The organism is uncultured Mailhella sp., from assembly GCF_944324575.1.
In the GTDB taxonomy this organism is placed as follows: Bacteria; Desulfobacterota; Desulfovibrionia; order Desulfovibrionales; family Desulfovibrionaceae; genus Mailhella.
Map to the genome: position 1 here is coordinate 19,212 of NZ_CALUWV010000007.1, position 19,646 is coordinate 38,857.

At 59.5% G+C, this 19,646-nt stretch carries 17 protein-coding genes; 6 read left to right on the plus strand and 11 right to left on the minus strand.

Annotated features, from left to right (window positions below; all coding sequences use genetic code 11):
* Positions 1-118: 118 nt before the first annotated feature.
* On the minus strand, positions 119-682 hold the full coding sequence (gene rbr, locus Q0J81_RS01715) for a rubrerythrin (RefSeq protein ID WP_294445685.1): 564 nt from the start codon (positions 680-682) through the stop codon (positions 119-121).
* A gap of 34 nt (positions 683-716) precedes the next feature.
* Positions 717-1,154 carry a Fur family transcriptional regulator gene (locus Q0J81_RS01720; RefSeq protein ID WP_294445686.1) on the minus strand — a complete coding sequence of 146 codons (438 nt, stop codon included), beginning with the start codon at positions 1,152-1,154 and terminating at the stop codon, positions 717-719.
* 344 nt (positions 1,155-1,498) lie between these two features.
* Between Q0J81_RS01720 and Q0J81_RS01725 the strand changes: the two genes are divergently transcribed.
* Entirely contained in the window at positions 1,499-2,488 is a 990-nt protein-coding gene (locus Q0J81_RS01725) for a hydrogenase small subunit (protein ID WP_294445687.1), read from the plus strand.
* A 54-nt stretch (positions 2,489-2,542) separates the two neighbouring features.
* Positions 2,543-3,964 carry a nickel-dependent hydrogenase large subunit gene (locus Q0J81_RS01730; protein ID WP_294445688.1) on the plus strand — a complete coding sequence of 474 codons (1,422 nt, stop codon included), beginning with the start codon at positions 2,543-2,545 and terminating at the stop codon, positions 3,962-3,964.
* A 309-nt stretch (positions 3,965-4,273) separates the two neighbouring features.
* On the opposite strand, the gene Q0J81_RS01735 is transcribed toward Q0J81_RS01730, so the two are convergent.
* From Q0J81_RS01735 to Q0J81_RS01765, 7 genes are all read right to left on the minus strand, one after another.
* Complete coding sequence (locus tag Q0J81_RS01735) at positions 4,274-5,491, minus strand: multidrug effflux MFS transporter (protein WP_294445689.1); 1,218 nt, start codon at positions 5,489-5,491, stop codon at positions 4,274-4,276.
* Between the two features lie 269 nt (positions 5,492-5,760).
* Complete coding sequence (locus tag Q0J81_RS01740; protein WP_294445690.1) at positions 5,761-7,176, minus strand: DegQ family serine endoprotease; 1,416 nt, start codon at positions 7,174-7,176, stop codon at positions 5,761-5,763.
* A 101-nt stretch (positions 7,177-7,277) separates the two neighbouring features.
* Positions 7,278-7,559 carry a zinc ribbon domain-containing protein gene (locus Q0J81_RS01745; protein ID WP_294445691.1) on the minus strand — a complete coding sequence of 94 codons (282 nt, stop codon included), beginning with the start codon at positions 7,557-7,559 and terminating at the stop codon, positions 7,278-7,280.
* A gap of 373 nt (positions 7,560-7,932) precedes the next feature.
* Positions 7,933-8,958: a tRNA lysidine(34) synthetase TilS gene (tilS, locus tag Q0J81_RS01750; protein WP_294445692.1), complete on the minus strand. Its 1,026-nt coding sequence runs from the start codon at positions 8,956-8,958 to the stop codon at positions 7,933-7,935.
* A gap of 190 nt (positions 8,959-9,148) precedes the next feature.
* Entirely contained in the window at positions 9,149-9,610 is a 462-nt protein-coding gene (gene queF / locus Q0J81_RS01755; protein ID WP_294445693.1) for a preQ(1) synthase, read from the minus strand.
* Entirely contained in the window at positions 9,603-10,295 is a 693-nt protein-coding gene (gene queC / locus Q0J81_RS01760) for a 7-cyano-7-deazaguanine synthase QueC (protein ID WP_294445694.1), read from the minus strand. The genes queF and queC overlap by 8 nt, the downstream gene beginning before the upstream one ends.
* Positions 10,295-10,981 (minus strand): queuosine precursor transporter, encoded by a 687-nt coding sequence (locus Q0J81_RS01765; RefSeq protein ID WP_294445695.1) that lies wholly within the window; start codon positions 10,979-10,981, stop codon positions 10,295-10,297. The genes queC and Q0J81_RS01765 overlap by 1 nt, the downstream gene beginning before the upstream one ends.
* Positions 10,982-11,424: 443 nt before the next feature.
* On the opposite strand from Q0J81_RS01765, the gene Q0J81_RS01770 reads away from it, so the two are divergent.
* The 3 genes from Q0J81_RS01770 (at position 11,425) to Q0J81_RS01780 (ending at position 14,707) form a co-directional block, all read left to right on the plus strand.
* Complete coding sequence (locus Q0J81_RS01770; RefSeq protein WP_294445696.1) at positions 11,425-12,663, plus strand: dicarboxylate/amino acid:cation symporter; 1,239 nt, start codon at positions 11,425-11,427, stop codon at positions 12,661-12,663.
* A 192-nt stretch (positions 12,664-12,855) separates the two neighbouring features.
* Complete coding sequence (locus Q0J81_RS01775; RefSeq protein WP_294445697.1) at positions 12,856-13,635, plus strand: TlyA family RNA methyltransferase; 780 nt, start codon at positions 12,856-12,858, stop codon at positions 13,633-13,635.
* 22 nt (positions 13,636-13,657) lie between these two features.
* Positions 13,658-14,707, plus strand: a complete 1,050-nt coding sequence (locus Q0J81_RS01780; RefSeq protein ID WP_294445698.1) for a glycosyltransferase family 9 protein — start codon at positions 13,658-13,660, stop codon at positions 14,705-14,707.
* 90 nt (positions 14,708-14,797) lie between these two features.
* Here Q0J81_RS01780 and Q0J81_RS01785 read toward each other — a convergent pair whose 3' ends face one another.
* Positions 14,798-16,747, minus strand: coding sequence for a hypothetical protein (locus tag Q0J81_RS01785; RefSeq protein ID WP_294445699.1), 1,950 nt, complete (start codon positions 16,745-16,747; stop codon positions 14,798-14,800).
* Between the two features lie 165 nt (positions 16,748-16,912).
* On the opposite strand from Q0J81_RS01785, the gene Q0J81_RS01790 reads away from it, so the two are divergent.
* Positions 16,913-17,815, plus strand: coding sequence for a TIGR00269 family protein (locus tag Q0J81_RS01790; protein ID WP_294445700.1), 903 nt, complete (start codon positions 16,913-16,915; stop codon positions 17,813-17,815).
* Positions 17,816-18,939: 1,124 nt separating this feature from the next.
* Here the strand turns inward: Q0J81_RS01790 and Q0J81_RS01795 are convergent.
* On the minus strand, positions 18,940-19,440 hold the full coding sequence (locus Q0J81_RS01795) for an AbrB family transcriptional regulator (protein ID WP_294445701.1): 501 nt from the start codon (positions 19,438-19,440) through the stop codon (positions 18,940-18,942).
* Positions 19,441-19,646 lie beyond the last annotated feature (206 nt).

Genomic DNA, 19,646 nt, shown 5'->3' on the forward strand with positions numbered 1-19,646 from the left:
ACTCCGGCACTCAGAACGACGCGGAAGCGTGCCTCAGACAAGGATGGGAGGACATCCGAAGCGAGGCAGAAAACATGCTTGTTTTCCCGACGCCGGCTGAGCGTCGCGCAAAGAGTCGTTACAGAGCCTGGAAGTATTCGCGGGGATGCGCGCAGGCCGGGCAGGATTCGGGAGCCTCAAGACCTTCATGCACATAGCCGCAGTTCTGGCAGCGCCACACGCGGGGCTTGTCGGACTTGAACACGGTTCCCGCTTCGATGGCGGCGGCAAAGGCGAGGAAGCGCTCTTCATGATGCTTTTCCGCCACGGCAATGTTGCGCATGACGGCAGCAATGGCGGGGAAGCCTTCGGCGTCGGCAACATCGGCAAAGGAAGGATACATGTCGGAATATTCCTCATTTTCACCGGCGGCCGCGGCCTTCAGATTGTCGAGAGTGCTGCCGATCACACCGGCAGGATAGCTGGCCGTAATTTCCACGCTGCCGCCTTCAAGGAACTTGAACAGACGCTTGGCGTGTTCCTTTTCCTGATTGGCAATCTCTTCAAAGGCCTTCTGCATTTCGACATAGCCGTCCTTCTTGGCCTGAGAGGCAAAGTAGGTGTAGCGGTTGCGGGCCTGGGACTCACCGGCAAAGGCGGTAAGAATGTTCTTCTCGGTCTGGGTACCCTTCAAAGATTTCATGAAAGATTCTCCTAAAGTGGGCAGAGGTGTCTTGTCAGCAGGCGCGCCTCTGGTTCGCTTCCTGCATGGCGTCCGCCGCAGCGGCAGACTTTCGCTCGCATTCTTCACAAATACCGTCGTATTCCACTCTTACGGTGGTTATCTTGAAACCGGGAACGCGAAGGGAACCAATACCCGGCTCATCCTTCCCGTCCGTGAACACATCGGCCACTCGACCGCACACATGACAGCGCACATGGCGATGAGGCTCCACTCGTCCGTCAAAACGACGCATATTGCCGGCGGAGTCTATTTTCAATACTTCGCCTATCTCAGCCAGAAGATCGAGATTCCGATACACAGTTCCCAGGCTGATATGCGGCATGCGGGCCTTGACTATGGCATACAACTCATCGACCGTGGGATGAGTGTCTACCTTGCGCAGTTCCTCAAGAATGATTCGACGCTGGTTCGTCATCCTTGTCTTGGACATGTTTGCTCCTCAAAATCACTGGTTATTTTTGAATAACAATAATAAGAACGATTGTCAATAAGATAAAAAAGTCATAATTTCAAAAACCTGCATCATAGTACTCCTGCACGCCTGTCTTTTCCTCCATATACCGCTGTCTCGCCGCGCGGCGATACGCCGGAAAAAGAGCCCCCTCTCCCTGCCTCCCTCAAGAACCTTCTGAGCCGACCGTCCCCCAGCTTTCCCGCAGCAGCGAAGTTAAATGATGTGTACGTCTCGCTTCCGGGAAAATCATGGCCGTATCACGACGAGTGCGTCAGGCTTCTCTCATGACGAAGGCCGGAATTTTTGCGGGAGGAATCTTCATGACCAAAGACAGACCCGACTCAAAGGCGCCTGTTTCCAGGCGAACGTTTCTTCAGTCCGCCCTCATGGCCGCGGCTCTAGGCGGCGTTTCCGGCGCCTTTTCTCCGTGCGCGGCAAAAGCGCTTGCCGAAACGCTCACGGCCGTGCGGCCGCCGGTGTTCTGGCTTCAGGGCATGGGCTGCACGGGCTGCTCCGTATCCATCCTCAACAGTCTGCATCCGCGCATTGCCGAAGTGCTGCTTCACGTCATCCGCATGGACTTTCATCCCACGCTCATGGCCGACGAAGGCGAAGGCGCCATGGAGTTCATGCTCCGCTCAGCCGAGGAAAACGACGGCGGCTTCGTGCTCGTTCAGGAAGGCGCGGTGTCTGAGGATAAGGACGGACGATTCTGCGTCATAGGCGAAGCCGGACATGAGGAGTTTGCTCTTTCCTCCACGCTGGAGAGGATCGCTCCCCATGCGGCTCTGGTTCTCGCCGTGGGCAGCTGCGCCGCCTACGGAGGGGTGAGCGCGGCTCGCGGAGCGGTGACGGGGGCTATGGGTATGCAGGAATTTTTCCGCAGAAAGAACATTGCAACGCCGGTCGTCAACGTTCCCGGATGCCCGCCCCATCCCGACTGGATGGTGGGCACCATTCTCATGCTGCTGGATGCCGTGGAAAGACGCGGTCTGGCCGAAGGCGTAAAGGAAGTGGCCGCAGGACTCGACGAATGGGGACGTCCCCGCGTTTTCTACGGCAGCACCACGCACGAAAACTGTCCCTATCTCTATCTGTTTGACGAAGGAACCATGGCAGGGAGCCTCACGGACAAGGCCGGATGCCGCTACGGCATAGGCTGCAAGGGCCCCGGAGCCTGGTGCGACTCTCCTCTGCGCCGCTGGAACGACCGCGTGAACTGGTGCGTGGAAAACGCCCTGTGCATAGGCTGCGTGCAACCGGACTTCCCCGACGGTGAGTCCCCCTTCTATCAGAAAAATCTCTGGTAACTCATATTCAACCGCCCTGTGCCGTCGGACAGGACAATCTGCAAGGAAGCAACCATGGCCGTTTCCCTAGCCATCGACCCCATCACCCGCATCGAAGGTCATCTCAAGGCCAGACTGGAAGTTTCGGACGGCATCGTTCAGGATGCCTGGCTCACAGGCGGCATGTTCCGGGGCTTTGAAACCATACTTCTCGGCCGAGATCCCATGGACGCCCCACAGATCGTGCAGCGCATCTGCGGTGTCTGTCCCGTTTCTCACGCCCTTGCCTCGTGCATGGCGCTGGAAAACGCAGCAAAGCTCGCTCCGCCGCGCGAAGGCAGACTGCTCAGAAATCTCATGCAGGGAGCCAACTTTCTGCAGTCGCACATTCTCAGTTTCTACCAGCTTTCCAGTCAGGACTTCTTTCAGGGGCCGGCCGTGCCGCCCTTCTCTCCACGGCAGAAGCATCCCGACCTTCGCCTCGGCGAAGCCGCCACGCGCATGATGCTCGACCAGTATCTGGAATCACTGGACATCCGCGCGCTTTGTCATGAAATGGCGGCCATCTTCGGCGGACGCATGCCCCACGTTCACGGCATCGTTCCGGGGGGCACGTCTGCTCCGGCCTCGTCTGGACAGATTCAGGAATTCCGCTCACGCCTCAAAACCGTGCGCGAATTTGTGGAAAAGCGCTATGTGCCGCTTCTGTATCTGCTCTCGGAACGCTATGCCGATCTTGCCCGCATGGGCAGAGGATGGGCTACGGCCATGTGCATGGGAGTATTTCCCCATCCGGACACAGGGGAATTTGCCATTCCCGCTGGCGTGTGGGCCGGGGGAAAAGAATTGCCCTTCGATGCCCACAAAGTCATGGAGAACGTGCGTTATTCCTGGTTTACGGAGGAATCGGGCGGCAGTCCCTTCAGCGCCCCGCCTCTGAGCGTGGATCTCGACAAGATAGGAGCGTACAGTTTTTCAAAGGCCGCACGCTACGACGGCATGCCCATGGAAGTCGGACCGCACGCAAGGATGTGGATAGGCAACCTGGAACTCTCCCCCATGGGACGGGAACTTGCGCCGAAGCATCTCGGCATCAAGGCGCGCACGTTCAGAGAACTGGGGGAGGACTTCGTCTTCTCCATCATGGGCCGCCATCTGGCGCGGGCTGAAGAAACCTGGCTTGTGGCAAAAACCATGGAAGGATGGCTCGACGACCTCGTTCCCGGGGCTGATCCGCTCCTGCCCATGCCGAAGATATGGAACGCCGAGGGCTACAGTCTCACAGAAGCCCCGCGCGGCTCACTCATGCACTGTCTGCGCGTGGAGAACGGTCGTCTGAGCTTTTATCAGGTACTTCCCGCCACGCTGTGGAATGCCTCTCCGCGCGACGACGCGGGGCTTCGCGGTCCCATGGAAGAAGCCCTCGTGGGACTCCCGGTGCCGGAAGAGGACAGCCCGGTCAACGCCGGGCGCCTCATACGCGCCTTCGACCCGTGACTGGGATGCGCCGTGCATGTCATGCACGCAAAGAACCAGGCCTCCGAAAGCAACGACCGCTGACAATTCCGCCGTTCGCGACATGGCGCCCACGCAGGGACGCCATCCCCGGAAAACAGCCGGGCACTGTCAGTCAAGCAATTTCCCCGTTCTGCGAAAAAACGGAACAATCCTGTCCGTCACCGCCATTTCGACAAAAGAAGGGGCGATCTTCCAAGGAAGACCGCCCCTTTTTACAAGTTGTGACATCCGGCCCCGCATCCGTCGCCTACAACGGAGGAAAAACGTCCGAAGCCGTCATGCTCCGCGTCACTCGGAACGTTTCGCCTCGCGCCGTGTCCTGGCGGCCATGCGGAAGAACAGGAGCACGAGCAGCCCGGAGATCACGGCCACGACAGCCATGGGCAGCGACGTACTGTCGCCGCCAAGCCCCACAAGGGGAGAAGCAGCCGCGCCGAACACGAAGGAAGTCACGCCGAGCAGGCCGGAGGCACTGCCGGCACCTTCGGTCTGGGCGGCAATGGCCAGCGAAAAGCTGGTGGTCGTGGTGATGCCTATGCACGACACGAAGAGAAAGAGCGAGCCAATCATGAAGGGTACGGGCAGATGAAGCACACTTACGACAACGATGCCCAGCGAAGCAATGAGGGACAGCGCGACGCCCGCGCCGAGCACGGTTCTGTCACCGTAGGCCATGCAGACTCTGCCCGTTATCTGGGCAAACAGCATGATGCCGATGCCGTTCAGACCGAAGCACAGCGCATACTGCTGGGCCGAAAGGCCGTAAAGGTTCTGCAGCACGAAGGGAGAGGCGGAAATATACCCGAAAAATCCCGCCATCACGAAGCCCTGAATAAGCATGTAGCAGAGAAACGTACGGTTTTCGAACAGGCGCAGCATGGCCCGCACGGACTGCCCCATACCGCCCTGAATGCGCCTGTCGGCGGGCAGCGTTTCCGGGCATCCGAAAAGCACCAGAGAAAACTGTGCTGCCCCGCAGACCGCGAGAAAGACGAATATGCCGCCCCAGCTGGAAAAACGCAGTATCTGCCCGCCGATGACCGGGCCGAAAATGGGCGCTACGCCGTTGATGAGCATGAGCAGGGAAAAGAACTTCGTGAGCTCCGTTCCCCGAAACAGATCGCAGGCTATGGCACGGGAAAGCACGACGCCGCCGCTGCCCGCAAGGCCCTGAATGAAGCGCAGCGCGATAAGTTCCCCCACGCTTGACGCACGTGAACACAGAAACGACGCGACAATGAACACAGCAAGGGAAACAAGCAGCGGCCACTTTCGTCCTCTTGCGTCGCTGAGAGGGCCGAGCACTATCTGCCCGAGAGAAAGGCCCAGCAGACAGGCCGTGATGCTGAGCTGCATCTGTGAAGGCGCACTGCCGAGTTCCGCCGCCATGTCAGGCAGGGCGGGAAGATAAAAATCCGTGCAGAGCGGGCCCATGGCGGCAAGAAAACCAAGAACGGAAGCCATGAAAAGACGGGCGCCGGTGCTTTTAAAAGGTGAAACAGACATGAAAACTCCAGGGGTCGAAGGAACCGATTATGGCTCGGCACAGCTCTTCCGCGCCCCCCAAGACGCGGACCCCCGCAACATAGAGGGGAAACGATGATTCGTCCAGTGTCTGCGAAGTCGTCTGTCCCGTTCTTCCCGACGATCCGTCGACTTCAGGAAGATGAAAAAAGACGCTCGTCATGACCGGGGCGTTCTGAAAAACGATTTAAACGCGAAGCGGCGGGCAAATGCCCGCCGCCTGAATCGTCATGCCCTGCGGGCACGTTGCGTTACTTATTGTCCAGCGTCACGGTGATGAAGAAGGTTTCGCCGTGGCGGTTGATCTGCAGCATGACGGCTCCGCGTTCCTTTCCTTCCTTGCGGACGATGGAGACGAGCTCGTCGGCGCTGGTCACAGGCTTGAGGTTGGCCGACAGGATCACGTCGCCGGTACGGATGCCGGCTTCGGCGGCGGGTCCGTTACCCTTCACGCTTACGACGAGCAGACCCTTCACGTCGGCAGAAAGCTGAAGCGCACGGGCATCCTCGGGAGTAAGAGGCTTGATGCTCACGCCGAGATCGCCGCCTTCACTCTGCTGACCGGGATTCTGCGCATTGGTGTTGTGAGAGGAACGTTCGCCGAGCGTGACGGTGGTTTTCACTTCCTTGCCGTCGCGCAGCACCACGATGTCCACCTTGGTATCGGGCTTGAGAGAGGCCACGCTTCTCGTGAGGGCGGAGGCGCTGTCGATGTCGGTGTCGCCTACGCGGACAATCACGTCGCCCGCACGCAGACCGGCCTTGGCGGCAGGTTCGCCGTCAAGCACGGAACCGATGAGCGCACCCTTGGCATTCTTGAGGCCCAGTGCTCTGGCCGTGTTATCGTCCATGTCCTGAATGGTCACGCCGAGCCAGCCGCGGCTGACCTTCTTGCCTTCGCGCAGATCGTTGATGACCTTGGACGCGAGACTGCTCGGAATGGCAAAGCCTATGCCCTGACCGTTGGCGGAAATGGCGGTGTTGATGCCTATGACCTCGCCTGCCATGTTGATGAGCGGGCCGCCGCTGTTGCCGGGGTTGATGGAGGCGTCGGTCTGCAGGAAGTTGTCAAAGGGACCGGCGTGAATGTCGCGCCCCTTGGCGCTCAGAATGCCGGCGGTCACAGTGTTGCTCAGGCCGAAGGGATTGCCGATGGCAACTACCCAGTCGCCCACTTCCATGGCGTCGGAATCGCCGAACTTGAGCACGGGCAGCGCGGTCTTGCTTTCAACCTTGAGCAGCGCAAGGTCGGTTTCCGCATCGGTGCCCACCACCTTGGCGGCAAGACCGTCGGATTTGTCGCCGTTGAGCTTTACGGTAATCTTGTCGGCGCCTTCCACGACATGATTGTTGGTGACGATGTAGCCGTCTGCGGAAATGATGAAGCCGGAACCGAGCGCGCTGCTCTTCTGCTTGGGCGCGGGCTGGCCGGGACGCATGCCGAAGGGACCGCCGAACTGCTCAAAGAACTGCTCCATGCCGGGGAAGCTGAACATGCCCATCACAGGGCTTTCCACTTCGCGCTCGGTGCTGATGTTCACCACCGCAGGACCGGCATTCTTCGCCAGAGGAACAAAATTCGGCAGCATGGGAGCCGCCGTGGCCGACGAGGCCAGGAACATGAATCCCGTGACGGCCAGTGCCGTCTTTTTAAGGATGCCGTTCATAAGAGAACTCCTTGTGCATTCGTATTTCAGGGGAGATAAGGCTCCTTGATTCCTTGTACTGCGCAGGAGCCTGTCATGCCATTGTAATTCCGGGAAAAGGCTTATTGCTGCGCCGCTCCGCCGTTTCCGGCAGTGCTCCCGCCGCAGGAAGAGCAGTTGCCGTGACAGGGGGCGTTCCGGTTGAGCCTCTTGTCGTTCATCCAGGCCGGGCGTGGTCCTATCTTGAAGGGAAACGCGCCGGTCTTGAGCGGACTGGGTGCGGAAACGAGCCGGGCCGTATTCTGCGACCCGCACTTGGGACAGGTTATGACGTCGTCGTCATCAAAGGCCAGCTCTTCAAAAGTGTGCCGGCAATCTCTGCATTCAAAATCATACAGCGGCATGGTAAAACTCCTCGCGAGAAAAATGGAAGGCGGCAGCGCTATCCCGCCTTCTCTCTGCTGCTAAATAAGCACCCTACACCACCTGGCAAGGGTAATGCAAAAGGTCAAAAAGTTCCTTTCAATCGCCACGGCAACATTCGGTAATGATTTTTCATAAATAAAAACAATATATTATATATTTTCTTGTCAAATTTTCCCCGTCTCGGGCACTGTTTCGGCCAATTCTTGCATAGTGTTACAGTTCTTCGGGCTCTCATGTCTGTCCGTCCCCTTTCCGAAGCGCGTTTTCCGGCAGTCCGTGCACACGCGGGAACGCCGCCGTCATCATCCGGTCATCCGCAGGAGAGAAGAAAAACGAAACGCCGTACAGGAGCTATCGCCCGGGCGCAGCATGAAACAGCACGCCCCGGCCGGAAAGCTCCGCCTTCACGCCGCCGCCGAAGGAAAAACGGCGTGGGAAGAGACGTCGACGCCAGGCCTTTTCCATATCTTCCAGCACATCCGCACGGGCCTGTCCCCGAAGTCTGCGCAACGCTTCCGCCATGGCGCGCAGTCTGCCTGCTTCGTCGAGTTCGCGAAGCGTCGCGTCGGCGATGAACATCCCCTCTTCCGTCTCGTGCAGGGCCGCGTTCACCCGCTGTTGCCAGTAGCGCTCATCCCTGCGGGCTGCGCGCCACAAGCGGCGCACACAGTCAAAAAACGACGGGTTTTCCTCCAGAAACAGGGGCATGACATCGAGCCTGACACGGTTTCTCTTCCAGGCACGGCTTTTGTTGGAAGCGTCCTCCTGCCACTCGATGCCGAGGCGTTGAAGCATGGCCGTGCAGTCTTTTTTTTCCAGCATGAGCAGAGGACGCAGCAGATGACGGCCCGGTTCGTCCACCACGCCTCTCATGCCGCCGAGTCCCGGCCAGGACGCCCCGCGGGAAAGACGCATGAGCATATCTTCCGCCAGATCACCTGCATGATGTGCCGTAAGCACCCAGCGCGCTCCCGCCCTCATCCGGCAGTCCTCCAAAAAATCGTAACGCACACGCCGTCCCGCCTCTTCCACGCCGCAATGCCACTTCTGCGCCATCTCTCCCACGTTTTCCCGCTTCACGAAAAACGGCACGCCGAAGCGTCGGCAGAGATCTTCCGCCGCCTTTGCCTCGGCCGCGCTCTCAGGCCGCAGACCATGGTCAAGATGCGCGGCAAAAAGCGTGAGATCAAGATGTTCTTGCAGCACGCAGAAAAAAACGAGGAGCGCCGTGGAATCGGCACCGCCGGAGAGCGCAACAATAAGCCTTGCGCCCCGAAGCTCCACCCCGAGTTCGTCCCGGACAAAACGCGCCACGGCAAGGACTGCACGTGCGTCTTCGGTAACAAGACGTTTCAGGGAAAACGTATTCTCCGGCATGAAGCCTCCTTTGTTCTGACGCCGTTCATGAAAACAGGTTCACTATTCCGGCCAGGCAAGTGTTTGTCAAACCGCCGGGCCCATGAAAAAAGGGCCCGAAGGCCCTTTTTCGGCGCGTGTACCGAGCGTTCTCCTCCGCAGTCAGCGCCCGGCACGGAGCTTCATGCGGAGTCGCCCGGCAGCCTTGCTTCTACAGATCGTGATGCAGCATGCGGAACTCAGCCATCTTTTCATATTTCGTGCCCGGACGGCCGTAGTTGCAGTACGGATAGATGGAAATGCCGCCGCGCGGAGTGAATATGCCCGTCACCTCGATATAGCGGGGATCCATGAGCGCAATGAGGTCCTTCATGATGACGTTCACGCAGTCTTCATGAAAGTCCCCATGGTTGCGGAAGCTGAACAGGTAGAGCTTGAGGCTCTTGCTCTCCACCATTTTCACGTCGGGGATGTACTCGATGCGTATTTCCGCAAAGTCCGGCTGTCCCGTGATGGGACACAGACTGGTGAATTCCGGGCAGTTGAAGCGCACCCAGTAGTCATGTTCGGCATGACGGTTCTCAAAGGTCTCCAGTACTTCCGGAGCGTAGTCCTGCCGGTATTTCGTGGGAGAGCCTAAAAGCGTGAGGTTGTCGTCCTTGCGGTCATGCATGGTTTTCGTCTCCTGAAGGCGGAACGCCGCCCGCCTTTCTTTTCTTTTCAAGATAGCGCTCCAGCCCCTGACGGCGCAGACGGCAGGAGGGACATTCGCCGCAGCCGTCCCCGGGAATGCCGTTGTAGCAGGTCACCGTGCGCGTGCGCACAAGATCGAACACGCCGAGCCTGTCGGCCAGCTCCCAGGTCTGCGCCTTGTCGAGCCACATGAGCGGCGTGTGAATGACGAACTGTTCGCCCATGGCAAGGTTGAGCGTGACGTTCATGGAACGGATGAATGTATCCCGGCAGTCGGGATAGCCAGAAAAGTCCGTCTGTGACACTCCGGTGACAATGTCCCGCATGCCCTGTTCCCTCGCGCACACGGCAGCCACACCGAGAAAGAACATGTTGCGACCCGGCACGAAGGTGTTGGGCCAGCCGCCCTCGGGCTTTTCCCTGTCCATGGTCATGGCCGGATCCGTGAGCGAGCTGTGTCCGATGCGGGAAATGAAGGTCACGTCCTGCACGTCCAGCGGAATCTTTGCCTCCTCGGCAATGGAACGGGCCATGTCCAGTTCGCGGCGGTGTTTCTGCCCGTAGAAGAAGCTCAGTGCTCTCACGTTTTCAAAGTGCTCGCGTGCCCAGAAAAGGCAGGTGGTGGAATCCTGTCCGCCGCTGAATACAACAAGAGCTCCGGCCATCAGGCCACCTCCCGCACTTTAAGGATGTTGTAGGAAATGCCCTCGTCGTACACATCGGTCTCCTCCACGCGCTTGACATGGTTCACCACGCATATGGTCACGGGCAGAACGACGATTTCATAGAGCGTCTTGAGCGCAGTCTGGGCCAGCATCATGGGAAGCATGTCGGAAAAGGACATCATTCCGGCAAAGGCACAGGGGAAGAATATGAGCGAGTCCACACCTTCGCCCACCAGCGTGGAGGCTATGGCGCGAAGCGAAAAGTGCCGTCCGCGGGAGACCACCTTCATGCGGCTCATGACATAGGCGTTGAGAAAGGAGCCCGCAAGAAAGGCAAGGAAGCTTGCCGCCGCAATGCGCGGAGCCAGTCCGAACATATAGTTGAAATGTGCGGCCCCGTCCCAGAACGGCGCGGAAGGCAGAAACACGGCTATCTGACCGAGAGCCGCCACGAGAAAGTTCATGGCAAAGCCCGTCCAGATGATGAAGCGAGCCCTGCGGAAGCCCCACACTTCGGCAATGCAGTCATTGATGATGTAGGAAACGGGAAAGACGATGACGGCCGCAGGAAGGGCAAGAGAACCCAGCATGAAAATCTTGGCGGCCAGCAGATTGGAAATGATGAGACAGGTACAGAAAACGATGCCGAGCAACATGAACGTTGCCGAAAAGGAATGTTGTTTCATAGCTTGTTTTTTACGTGGTTTTCAAGCACACGGCGCTTGTTTTTTACGTGGTTCTCAAGCACACGGCTCAGGGTGAACATTCAGGGCCTAAAACGAAAAGACGGACGGCATACCTCCTTGACTGAAAAATGCGACGCAGGCCGACTATGCCCCAAAGCGGCACGCATGGCAAATGCTTTCGTCCGCGGAAAAAAAGGACGAGGTATGCATAACCAATGATTTTTTCTACAAAAGAGTCACTTTTCTCTTTCCGCTTTTTCATGACGCCCCGCCTTGACAGAAGGATTCTTTCATGGAAAACAAGTCTGGCGTCCCTGATTTTCCGATTTTGTAAAAGATGGAACGCCGACGTACCGGTCTTCTGCGGAGCATGAAGATCCGGACGCCCCGCACTCATTCCGCCGCCTCTTCCGGCGGCACGCATATTTTCCGGAGGAGAATCCATGAAGAACCGCATCAGCCTGCCTGTGCAGATGGCCATAGGCATGGCCCTCGGCATCGTCGCCGGTCTCGCAGCCCCTTCCATGGGCTTCGACACGGCATGGTTCAAGCCCATCGGTCAGCTTTTCATCAACCTCATCCGCATGGTCGTCGTACCGCTCGTTCTGGCCACCATCGTGGCCGGCGCCGCCAGCGTGGGCGATCTCAGCAAGCTTGGCCGTCTGGCCTCCAAGACCCTCATCTACTATTTCTGCACCACTGCCGTGGCCGTGTTCATCGGTCTTGTGTTCGCGAACATCCTGAACCCCGGTGAAGGTCTCAACCTCTCCACCGAGGGGCTCAAGGCTCAGGCCGTGCAGGCTCCGAGAATGGTGGACGTGTTCCTCGACATCGTGCCCCTGAACCCCATCGATTCCATGAGCAAGGGCAACATGCTCCAGGTCATCTTCTTCGCCATGATCTTCGGCTTCGGTCTGAGCGCCGTGGGAGAAAAGGGCAAGACCGTGCTCTCCTTCTTTGAAGGATGTGCCGAAGTCATGATCAAGGTAACCAACATGGTCATGGTTTACGCGCCCTTCGGCGTGTTCGGCCTTATCGCCTTCACCGTGGCCAGCCACGGTGCGGCCGTACTGCTGCCGCTCATCAAGGTGATCGGCGTCATGTATCTGGCCTGCGTATGCCACGTCATTATATGCTATCTGCCTCTCGTGAAGGCCTGCGGACTCAGCATTCCCCTGTTCTTCAAGATGCTGGCCGCTCCCATGATCATTTCCTTCACCACCTGCTCGAGCGCAGCCGCTCTCTCCACCAACCTCATCCAGGTGCAGAAGCTCGGTGCCTCCAAGCCCGTGGCCTCCTTCTCCATTCCCCTCGGCAATACCATCAACATGGACGGCACGGCCGTCTACATGGGCGTGGTGGCCATCTTCGTGGCCGAGCTGTACGGCATTCCCATGCCCGTCGACAAGCAGATTGAGGTCATTCTCGTGGGCGTGCTCGCCTCCATCGGCACCGTGGGCGTGCCCGGAGCCGGTCTTCTCATGAGCTCCATCGTGTTCACCCAGGTGGGCATTCCGCTGGAAGGCATCGGCATCATCGCCGGCATCGACCGTGTGATGGACATGGCCCGCACCTCCGTGAACGTGCTCGGCGACGCCGCCGGCGCCATCGTGGTCTCCCGCTGGGAAGGCGAATTCAGTCCTGAAGCGGGCGCGCGCTTTGCTCAGGAAGAAGGCGACTAAAGCCTGTTCGACATCCGTCTCTGAAGGGGCCGCCGCAGGGCGGCCCTTTTTTTGTGTCTGCCTTCCGAGCCCGCCGGGCACCAAAAGCCGCAGAACGGACATCTGCAATTTCTCCCCCTCCAGCCGACGCCTTTCATTCCTTCTTGCCATCCTTTTTTCTTGCCGGTACAACCAGAGGCCGGAGGAAACATCATGATAGCCAAGGCCCGCGCCGATCAGCTCGTTTTTGAACAGGGACTCGCCGAAAGCAAGGAGCAGGCCCGCCGACTCATCATGGCGGGCAAGGTAGCGCTTGCCCCCGACGAGGAGCATCCCGAAAAAGCGCCGGAGCTTGTGCAGAAGCCCGGCCATCCCTACAAGATCACCACGCAGTTTCAGCTTGTGGGCGTGGAACGCTTCGTAAGCCGAGGGGCGTACAAGCTGCTCACCGCTCTCGAGCGCTACCACATCGACGTGAAGGACTTTGTCTGTCTTGACGCAGGCGCTTCCACCGGAGGGTTCACCGACTGTCTTCTTCAATATGGAGCAAGCCGCGTCTATGCCGTGGATGTGGGACACGCCCAGCTCCATGAGCGCCTGCGCGCCGATCCCCGCGTCATTTCCCGCGAGGGAGTGAACCTGCGCACCGCACCGCCCGATACCGTGCCCGAACCCGTGGACATGATCGTGGCCGACGTGTCGTTCATCTCGCTCACCATGGTGCTGCCGCACTGTCTGCGCTGGCTGAAGGACGGCGGCATAGCCGTGGGCCTCATCAAGCCGCAGTTCGAGGTGGGGCCGGGGCAGACCGTGAAGGGCGTAGTGCGCGACGAAGCCGTACGTCAGGACGCCGTGGACAGAGTGCTCGCCTTCATGGAACAGGAAGGACTGCAATGCCTCGGCGTGACTCCCGCAGCCATCAAGGGGCCCAAGGGCAATCAGGAATTTCTGGCCTACTGGCGCAAGGGCGAAAAGGCGACGCCTCAGCCGTAACGCTGAAAACGGGAGGACACTCATGTTCGATCTTTCCACGCTGAACCCCGGGCGCATCCTCGTCTGCCAGCAGCGGCAGATAGGCGACGTTCTGCTGTCCACGCCGGTGTTCGAGCTTCTGAAAAAGCGCTTTCCCGAAGCCGAGCTGCATCTTTTCACCGAAAAGAAATGCGAACCTCTGCTGCGCCACAATCCCTTCATCGACAGGTTCCACCTCATCGACAGAAAGGACGGATTCTTCCGTCAGCTGGCCTTCTACCGCAACGTGGCTTCCTGCGGCTTCGATGTGGTCATCGATCTGCAGCAACTGCCCCGCTGCCGCATGATGTCGCTCATGAGCCGAGCCCCCGTCCGTCTGTCCTTCCCGGCCTCCGTGCTTTCCGGCCTGATCTACAACCGTCTTGTCACGCCGAAGGACGGCTACGCCTCGGAAACCAAGGTTTCTCTGCTCGAACCCTTCGGCATACGCTGGCATAAGGAAGGACCGCGCATTTTTCTGACGGCCGAGGAAGAAGAAAAGGCCAGGGCTGTCCTTGAAGGCTGCGGCCTCCGGCCGGGCGACCGGCTCATCGCCATAGACTCCACCCATCGCCGCGCCTCCAAACGCTGGCCTGCGGAACGCTTTGCCCGCCTCATGGCGCTTTTGAAAAAGGAGGATCCGTCCTTCCGCTTTCTGCTCTTCCGCGGTCCCGGCGAAGATGCCGACATAGCAACGCTTCGCGCGCTGTGCCTTGAGCTCGGCATGAAGCCCGAAGACCTTTTCGTGCCCTCGCCCCTGCCGGATATCCGTCTTTCGGCTGCCTGTCTTAAAAACGCGGAACTGCTCATAGGCAACTGCTCCTCTCCACGGCATATGGCTGCTGCTCTCGGCGTGCCGAGCCTGGTCATTCCCGGTGCCTCGGGTACGGCATGGAAATTCCCCTCTCCTCTGCACCGTGAGCTGCGCCCGGAGCTGTCCTGTCAGCCCTGCTCAAAAACGGAATGCGCCGATCCTCAGTGTCTGCTCAGGGTTTCGCCCGAAGACGCGCTCAAGGCAGCGCTGGATCTTCTGCAGGAATGCCGCCGGGCGTAACGACGACGCACGCACGCTCTGCGAAATGCCATAAAAGAAGGCCGGAATCTCCAGCGAAATTCCGGCCTCTTCTTTTGCAACAGAGAGTTCCTACGACTGTGCCGACACATCCTTTGACGCAGGCTCGGAAACTGCCGGCACGGCAGGCGCCGCCGGAACAGAAGGCACAGAAGACGAGGAATCTTCCGACGAAGTCCCCGCGGAAACCGCAGAAGTGACCGCAGTCGCTGACTCAGAGGCTGCTGCCGATGCTGGAATCGCCGTAACCTCGGAGGACGCCGTTCCGGCTTCGGTCACTGCGGAAGACGTCTCCCCGGAAGCCTCGGAAACAGCCTTTTCCGCCGCCGATGAAGAAGCAGACGGCACGGCAGGCGTCGCCGGAGCGGAAGACACGGATGAGGAAAGCTCCGGCAAGCCCCCCGCCGGAGCCGCAGAAGAGGTCGCAGGCGTCGTCACGGGGGCGGACGCGGAAATCGCCGTGTCAGACTCGCCTGAAGAGACGGAAACAACTGAAGACTTGCCGCCTTCCGAAGAAGCCGGGCGCGGCACGCTGCTCTCTCCGGAAGCCCTCGTTCCCGCAGGCGCGGGAGAAAAATTCAGAGAGCCGGAAACTTCGGGAAAGACCTTGCCTGCCGAAGGCTTCGAGGAGCTTTTTCCTCCGCTCGAAGACACCGGAGACGACGTGGGAGTCTGCTCTGTCCGCGCGGCGGCAGAAGTCGGGGAAGACGCCTGTCCTGCCCCGGAAACATCGCTCTTTGCCCCGGAAGACTCCTCCTCGGGACTGATCTTCCGTGTTTCCGTCGCGGAGGTTGCTGCCGGAGAGGAAGAAGCGCTCTGCGACTCGTCGGCCCGACGATGAAGAATCTCATCAGCCCGGTCGTGCATCTGTTCGGCCATGCGGCGGCACACGTCCGCAGCCGCCTTCACGGCTTCCACGGAACTGTTCCTGCGGCTCAGCCACTCCCCGAGAAACAGAAGCTCGGAAGAAGACAGAGTCCTGCCTTCCGCCCTGCGCTGAATGGCGTAGGCCATGTCGTTTCTCGCGCGCTCCTGTCTTTCGGCGTACATGCCGGCCACGCGGGTGCTCTCCGCCATGCGACGGCTCTGTATGGCCACCTCATCTCTGTCACCGCGATCTCTGGCCAGAGAAAGCGCCATGTACGCCTTGGCAAAATTGTCGTTGGCCTCGGCCTCGTGCGCGGCTTCCCGACGTATGGCCCCGGAAAGTGCGGGAAGATCCACCGAGGCCGCGGCGTCCAGAGAAACGGCGAGACGCCTGAATCTGTCGGCATACACGTCGAACATGTCCGCGACCTGCGCGTCGGAAAGCGTGCGCCTGCGGCTCTCGCGGGCTGCACGTTCCATTTCCTCCAGAAACGTCGGCGCATACATCTGATAGAGCACTTCCAGCATGCCGGGCGTGAACGCATAGCTCAGAATGGAGGAACGACTTTTCAGAGGATCACGCTCCACGCTGCGCAGCGTACCGGAATTGCTGTAACGGAAATTCGCCTGAATGAGCGTGACCGATGTGCGGCCGCTTCGCCCCTCATGATGCGAAGGCACGTAGCCGGACGCCAGCCATGCGGCCATGTCGCTCACAAAACGGGGGGTAACCACGGAATCCTTGCGCCCGTCATCGGGCAGAGGCGGACGATCTTCCACGGGACCGGAGGTGCTGTCACCATCTGCGGCAACGGTTGCCGGCTGCGCCATGGCCCTGTCCACTCTGGCAAGAAGTTCAGCCTGCGGATCAAGCGGCACGGGACGGGGCCCGTCGCTCAGAGAAGCCGTCACCTCATGCGCCGCACGCTCCTGCCGCGCGGATGTGTCCTTGCTCTCACCGCTCACTTCCGACGGTGAAGATTCCGGAGCAATGTTCCCCGCATCTGCGCCCGTCATGTCCCGCACCGCGTTTCTGGCTTCGTCCACGACAGGAATCCTGCCCTCCGGCACAAGGAACCACGCGGCTCCCCCCAGACAGCACAGAACAAAAACGCACGCGGTGACGTTGCGAAGAGTACGGGAAGAATAGGCCATGAGCGGAACACTCCGTCTTGCCCGGGGCAGCCCGGACATCTGTAAAGATTGCAGTTTTACACTTCCTTCATTTTAGCGTATTCCTCTGAGTCTGTGAAGTGCGCTTCCAGCGCTTTTCCCTCCCGCCGCAACCCCGAACATCGCCATTTTTCACGAGGTCTCCCCATGAAGTGCCGCCGCTGCCATGCACGCGCCGTCGTCTCCCTGCCCAGCCACAATACCGCCTTCTGTCCCGACTGCTTTCTGGACTTCTTTTCAAAACAGGTCGACAGAGGCATCCGGGAACATGGGCTCATGACGAAAAAGGACCGGGTGCTCGTGGCCCTTTCCGGCGGCAAGGATTCGCTCGCTCTCATGCTTGAGCTCGGCCGTCAGGGTTACGACGTCACGGCCCTGCACATCGACCTCGGTATTCCCGAATCCTCGCCCGCCGCGCGGGGCGTTGTGGAACGCTTCTGCCAAAAATACGACTTTCCGCTCATCGTCCGCGAGATGGCCGCCGAAGGTCTGGCCATTCCTGCGGTAAAGGCCGCTCTGCGCAGACCCGTCTGTTCCGCCTGCGGCAAAATCAAGCGCTACTACTTCAACAAGACCGCGCGTGAAGGCAGCTTCAACGTGCTTGCCACGGGCCACAACCTCGACGACGAGGTGGCAAGGCTCACCAGCAACACGCTGCGCTGGGACAGGGCATACCTCAGCGATCAGGGGCCCCTGCTCGAGGATTCCGACGGCTTCACGCGAAAAGTCAAGCCGTTCTGGCGTCTCACGGAATTTGAAACGGCCAACTATGCCTTTCTCATGGGCATAGAAAACCATTATGCCCCCTGTCCCTACAGCGAAGGCGCGAGCTTTTCCACGCTGAAAAGCCTGTGGATAGACCTGGAAGAAAAAATGCCCGGTCGCAAAATGGACTTCTACCACGGCTTTCTGGAACGCGGAAAACCGGCCTTCCGTCAGCAGGAAGTCGAACGGGGCGACACGCTTTCCCCCTGCACGCGCTGCGGCTACCCCACTTCCACGGAAATTTGCGGCGTATGCCGCATACGGGAAGCCCTCGCGCAGAAATAAATGAGGACTATCTGAAAGAAAACGAAACTTGTCTTTTCCTGCAATATGTCTATTCTGCAAGTGATAAGGCGGAATTACCCGTCTTTTCCCCGTCGCTGGTGCGACGGAGGCCGGACAGCTTCGGGCCTGTTCCGCAGCGTGTCCGGCACAGGATTTGCGTCATGCTGAATGACAGCGCATTCTACACACAAAAGTCAAGGAGACAACCATGAAGCTCAGGCTTCTTGCTGTCGCACTGATGGTGGCGCTCTCCGGCTGCGCCTATGACCCCTACGGCCCCGACGTGGCGGGCAGCGTGGCCGTCGGCTCCGGCGGCGTGTATGGCGGCAGCGTCAGTGTCGGCACGGGCGTCTACAGTTCGCCCGGCTACTACGGCACGTCTCTTCTCTTTCCCGTTATTCCTCCCCCCGTTATCATAACACCGCCCCCGCCGCGACCTCATCACATCGTGCCGCCCCCGCCGCCGCGCCTTCCGCCCCCGCCGGGATTTGCCCGGCCCGATCACAGACCGCCTTTCGGCGTACGCCCTCCGGGCCTAAGACCGCCGGGCATCAAACCTCCGGCCATGCATCCCGGTGTTCCCGGCAAACCGAGACCTCCGTTCGTTGCTCCGGGCAGACCCGGCGCTCCCCGCCCGCCCATGATAAAGCCGGGCGCAGGCGGTGCGCCACGGCCTCCCGCAATGCGTCCCGGATCGGCCCCCCGGCCTCCGCGTCCGCCCATGGTTCGACCGGCGGGAAATTCCCAGCGCCCGCCCGTGCTCCGTCCTGCCGGCGCGCACCCGAGACCTCCGGTCATGCATCCTTCGGGAGGAACCCCCAGGCCTTCCCCCGGAAAACCTTCCGGCGTCCGACCTGACATGACGCATCCTGGCGGTCATCGTCGATAGAGGGCCGCATTTCCGGTCCCCACCGACACGAAAAAACCGAAAGATTTCCCAAAAAAAAATCCCGCACTCTTCAATGAAAAACGCCCGCCGTTTTTGAAACGGCGGGCGTTTTTCGTGCATGGAAAAGCCGTCGGCGAAAGCCTGCTCCAGACGGAGCAAGCGACATGGAGCCTCATCGTCGAAGCCCCCTGTGCACACATGCACGCCGCTCCCGGCTTCTGCGAAGTCCTGCGCGCTACTTGTGGAAAAAGAACTTCATGCACCAGCAGAACACCGGCACCAGAAGAATCACGATGTAAAGACGCGTCATCTGAAAAGCCATGATCTTGGGAAGGTGCTCATTGGCGTCGGCCAGACCGATGACCGCATTGAGTCCGCCCGGCGACGTGGCGAGAATGGAGCCGATCACATCAATGTCGGTCATATGACGCACCACGAAGGCAGATCCCAGCCCCGCCGCAAGCAGAATGAAGGTACTCAGCAACATCACGGGAATCTGATCCTTCATGCTTACGAGCAGATCCAGAGAAAGCATGGATCCCACGCAGATGCCTATGGCAAGCTGAGCCGCATTGTAGAAAAGCGAAGGCATCTGAATGTCGGCAAGACCAAGCAGCTTCACGGCCATGCTGCCCACCACGGCGCCGAGCATGCAGCCTCCGGGGATATTCAGGTACTTGAAAAGACAACCCACCAACGAGCCGCTGACAACCAGCATAACAATCTGATGATTCATGTCTCACCTCACCGTTTGATGAGGTGACCATAACGTGAAGGGCTCTGTCTTGTAAACGACTCACAAATCCCGGCGCTCCCGGCAATGCAGAAAAAGCCGGCGTGTTCCTTTTATCTTCTCTCTTTACGAATCCGACTTTTTTCCCTACATATAGTCGATAGTTTACGAGAGCATAAGGTCATGGACCATAATATACGACTTTTCCG

Coding starts and splice junctions, on each gene's coding strand:
- rbr (WP_294445685.1), bottom strand. CDS start 682: ATGAAATCTTTGAAGGGTACCCAGACCGAGAAGAACATTCTTACCGCC.
- Q0J81_RS01720 (WP_294445686.1), bottom strand. CDS start 1,154: ATGTCCAAGACAAGGATGACGAACCAGCGTCGAATCATTCTTGAGGAA.
- Q0J81_RS01725 (WP_294445687.1), top strand. CDS start 1,499: ATGACCAAAGACAGACCCGACTCAAAGGCGCCTGTTTCCAGGCGAACG.
- Q0J81_RS01730 (WP_294445688.1), top strand. CDS start 2,543: ATGGCCGTTTCCCTAGCCATCGACCCCATCACCCGCATCGAAGGTCAT.
- Q0J81_RS01735 (WP_294445689.1), bottom strand. CDS start 5,491: ATGTCTGTTTCACCTTTTAAAAGCACCGGCGCCCGTCTTTTCATGGCT.
- Q0J81_RS01740 (WP_294445690.1), bottom strand. CDS start 7,176: ATGAACGGCATCCTTAAAAAGACGGCACTGGCCGTCACGGGATTCATG.
- Q0J81_RS01745 (WP_294445691.1), bottom strand. CDS start 7,559: ATGCCGCTGTATGATTTTGAATGCAGAGATTGCCGGCACACTTTTGAA.
- tilS (WP_294445692.1), bottom strand. CDS start 8,958: ATGCCGGAGAATACGTTTTCCCTGAAACGTCTTGTTACCGAAGACGCA.
- queF (WP_294445693.1), bottom strand. CDS start 9,610: ATGCATGACCGCAAGGACGACAACCTCACGCTTTTAGGCTCTCCCACG.
- queC (WP_294445694.1), bottom strand. CDS start 10,295: ATGGCCGGAGCTCTTGTTGTATTCAGCGGCGGACAGGATTCCACCACC.
- Q0J81_RS01765 (WP_294445695.1), bottom strand. CDS start 10,981: ATGAAACAACATTCCTTTTCGGCAACGTTCATGTTGCTCGGCATCGTT.
- Q0J81_RS01770 (WP_294445696.1), top strand. CDS start 11,425: ATGAAGAACCGCATCAGCCTGCCTGTGCAGATGGCCATAGGCATGGCC.
- Q0J81_RS01775 (WP_294445697.1), top strand. CDS start 12,856: ATGATAGCCAAGGCCCGCGCCGATCAGCTCGTTTTTGAACAGGGACTC.
- Q0J81_RS01780 (WP_294445698.1), top strand. CDS start 13,658: ATGTTCGATCTTTCCACGCTGAACCCCGGGCGCATCCTCGTCTGCCAG.
- Q0J81_RS01785 (WP_294445699.1), bottom strand. CDS start 16,747: ATGGCCTATTCTTCCCGTACTCTTCGCAACGTCACCGCGTGCGTTTTT.
- Q0J81_RS01790 (WP_294445700.1), top strand. CDS start 16,913: ATGAAGTGCCGCCGCTGCCATGCACGCGCCGTCGTCTCCCTGCCCAGC.
- Q0J81_RS01795 (WP_294445701.1), bottom strand. CDS start 19,440: ATGAATCATCAGATTGTTATGCTGGTTGTCAGCGGCTCGTTGGTGGGT.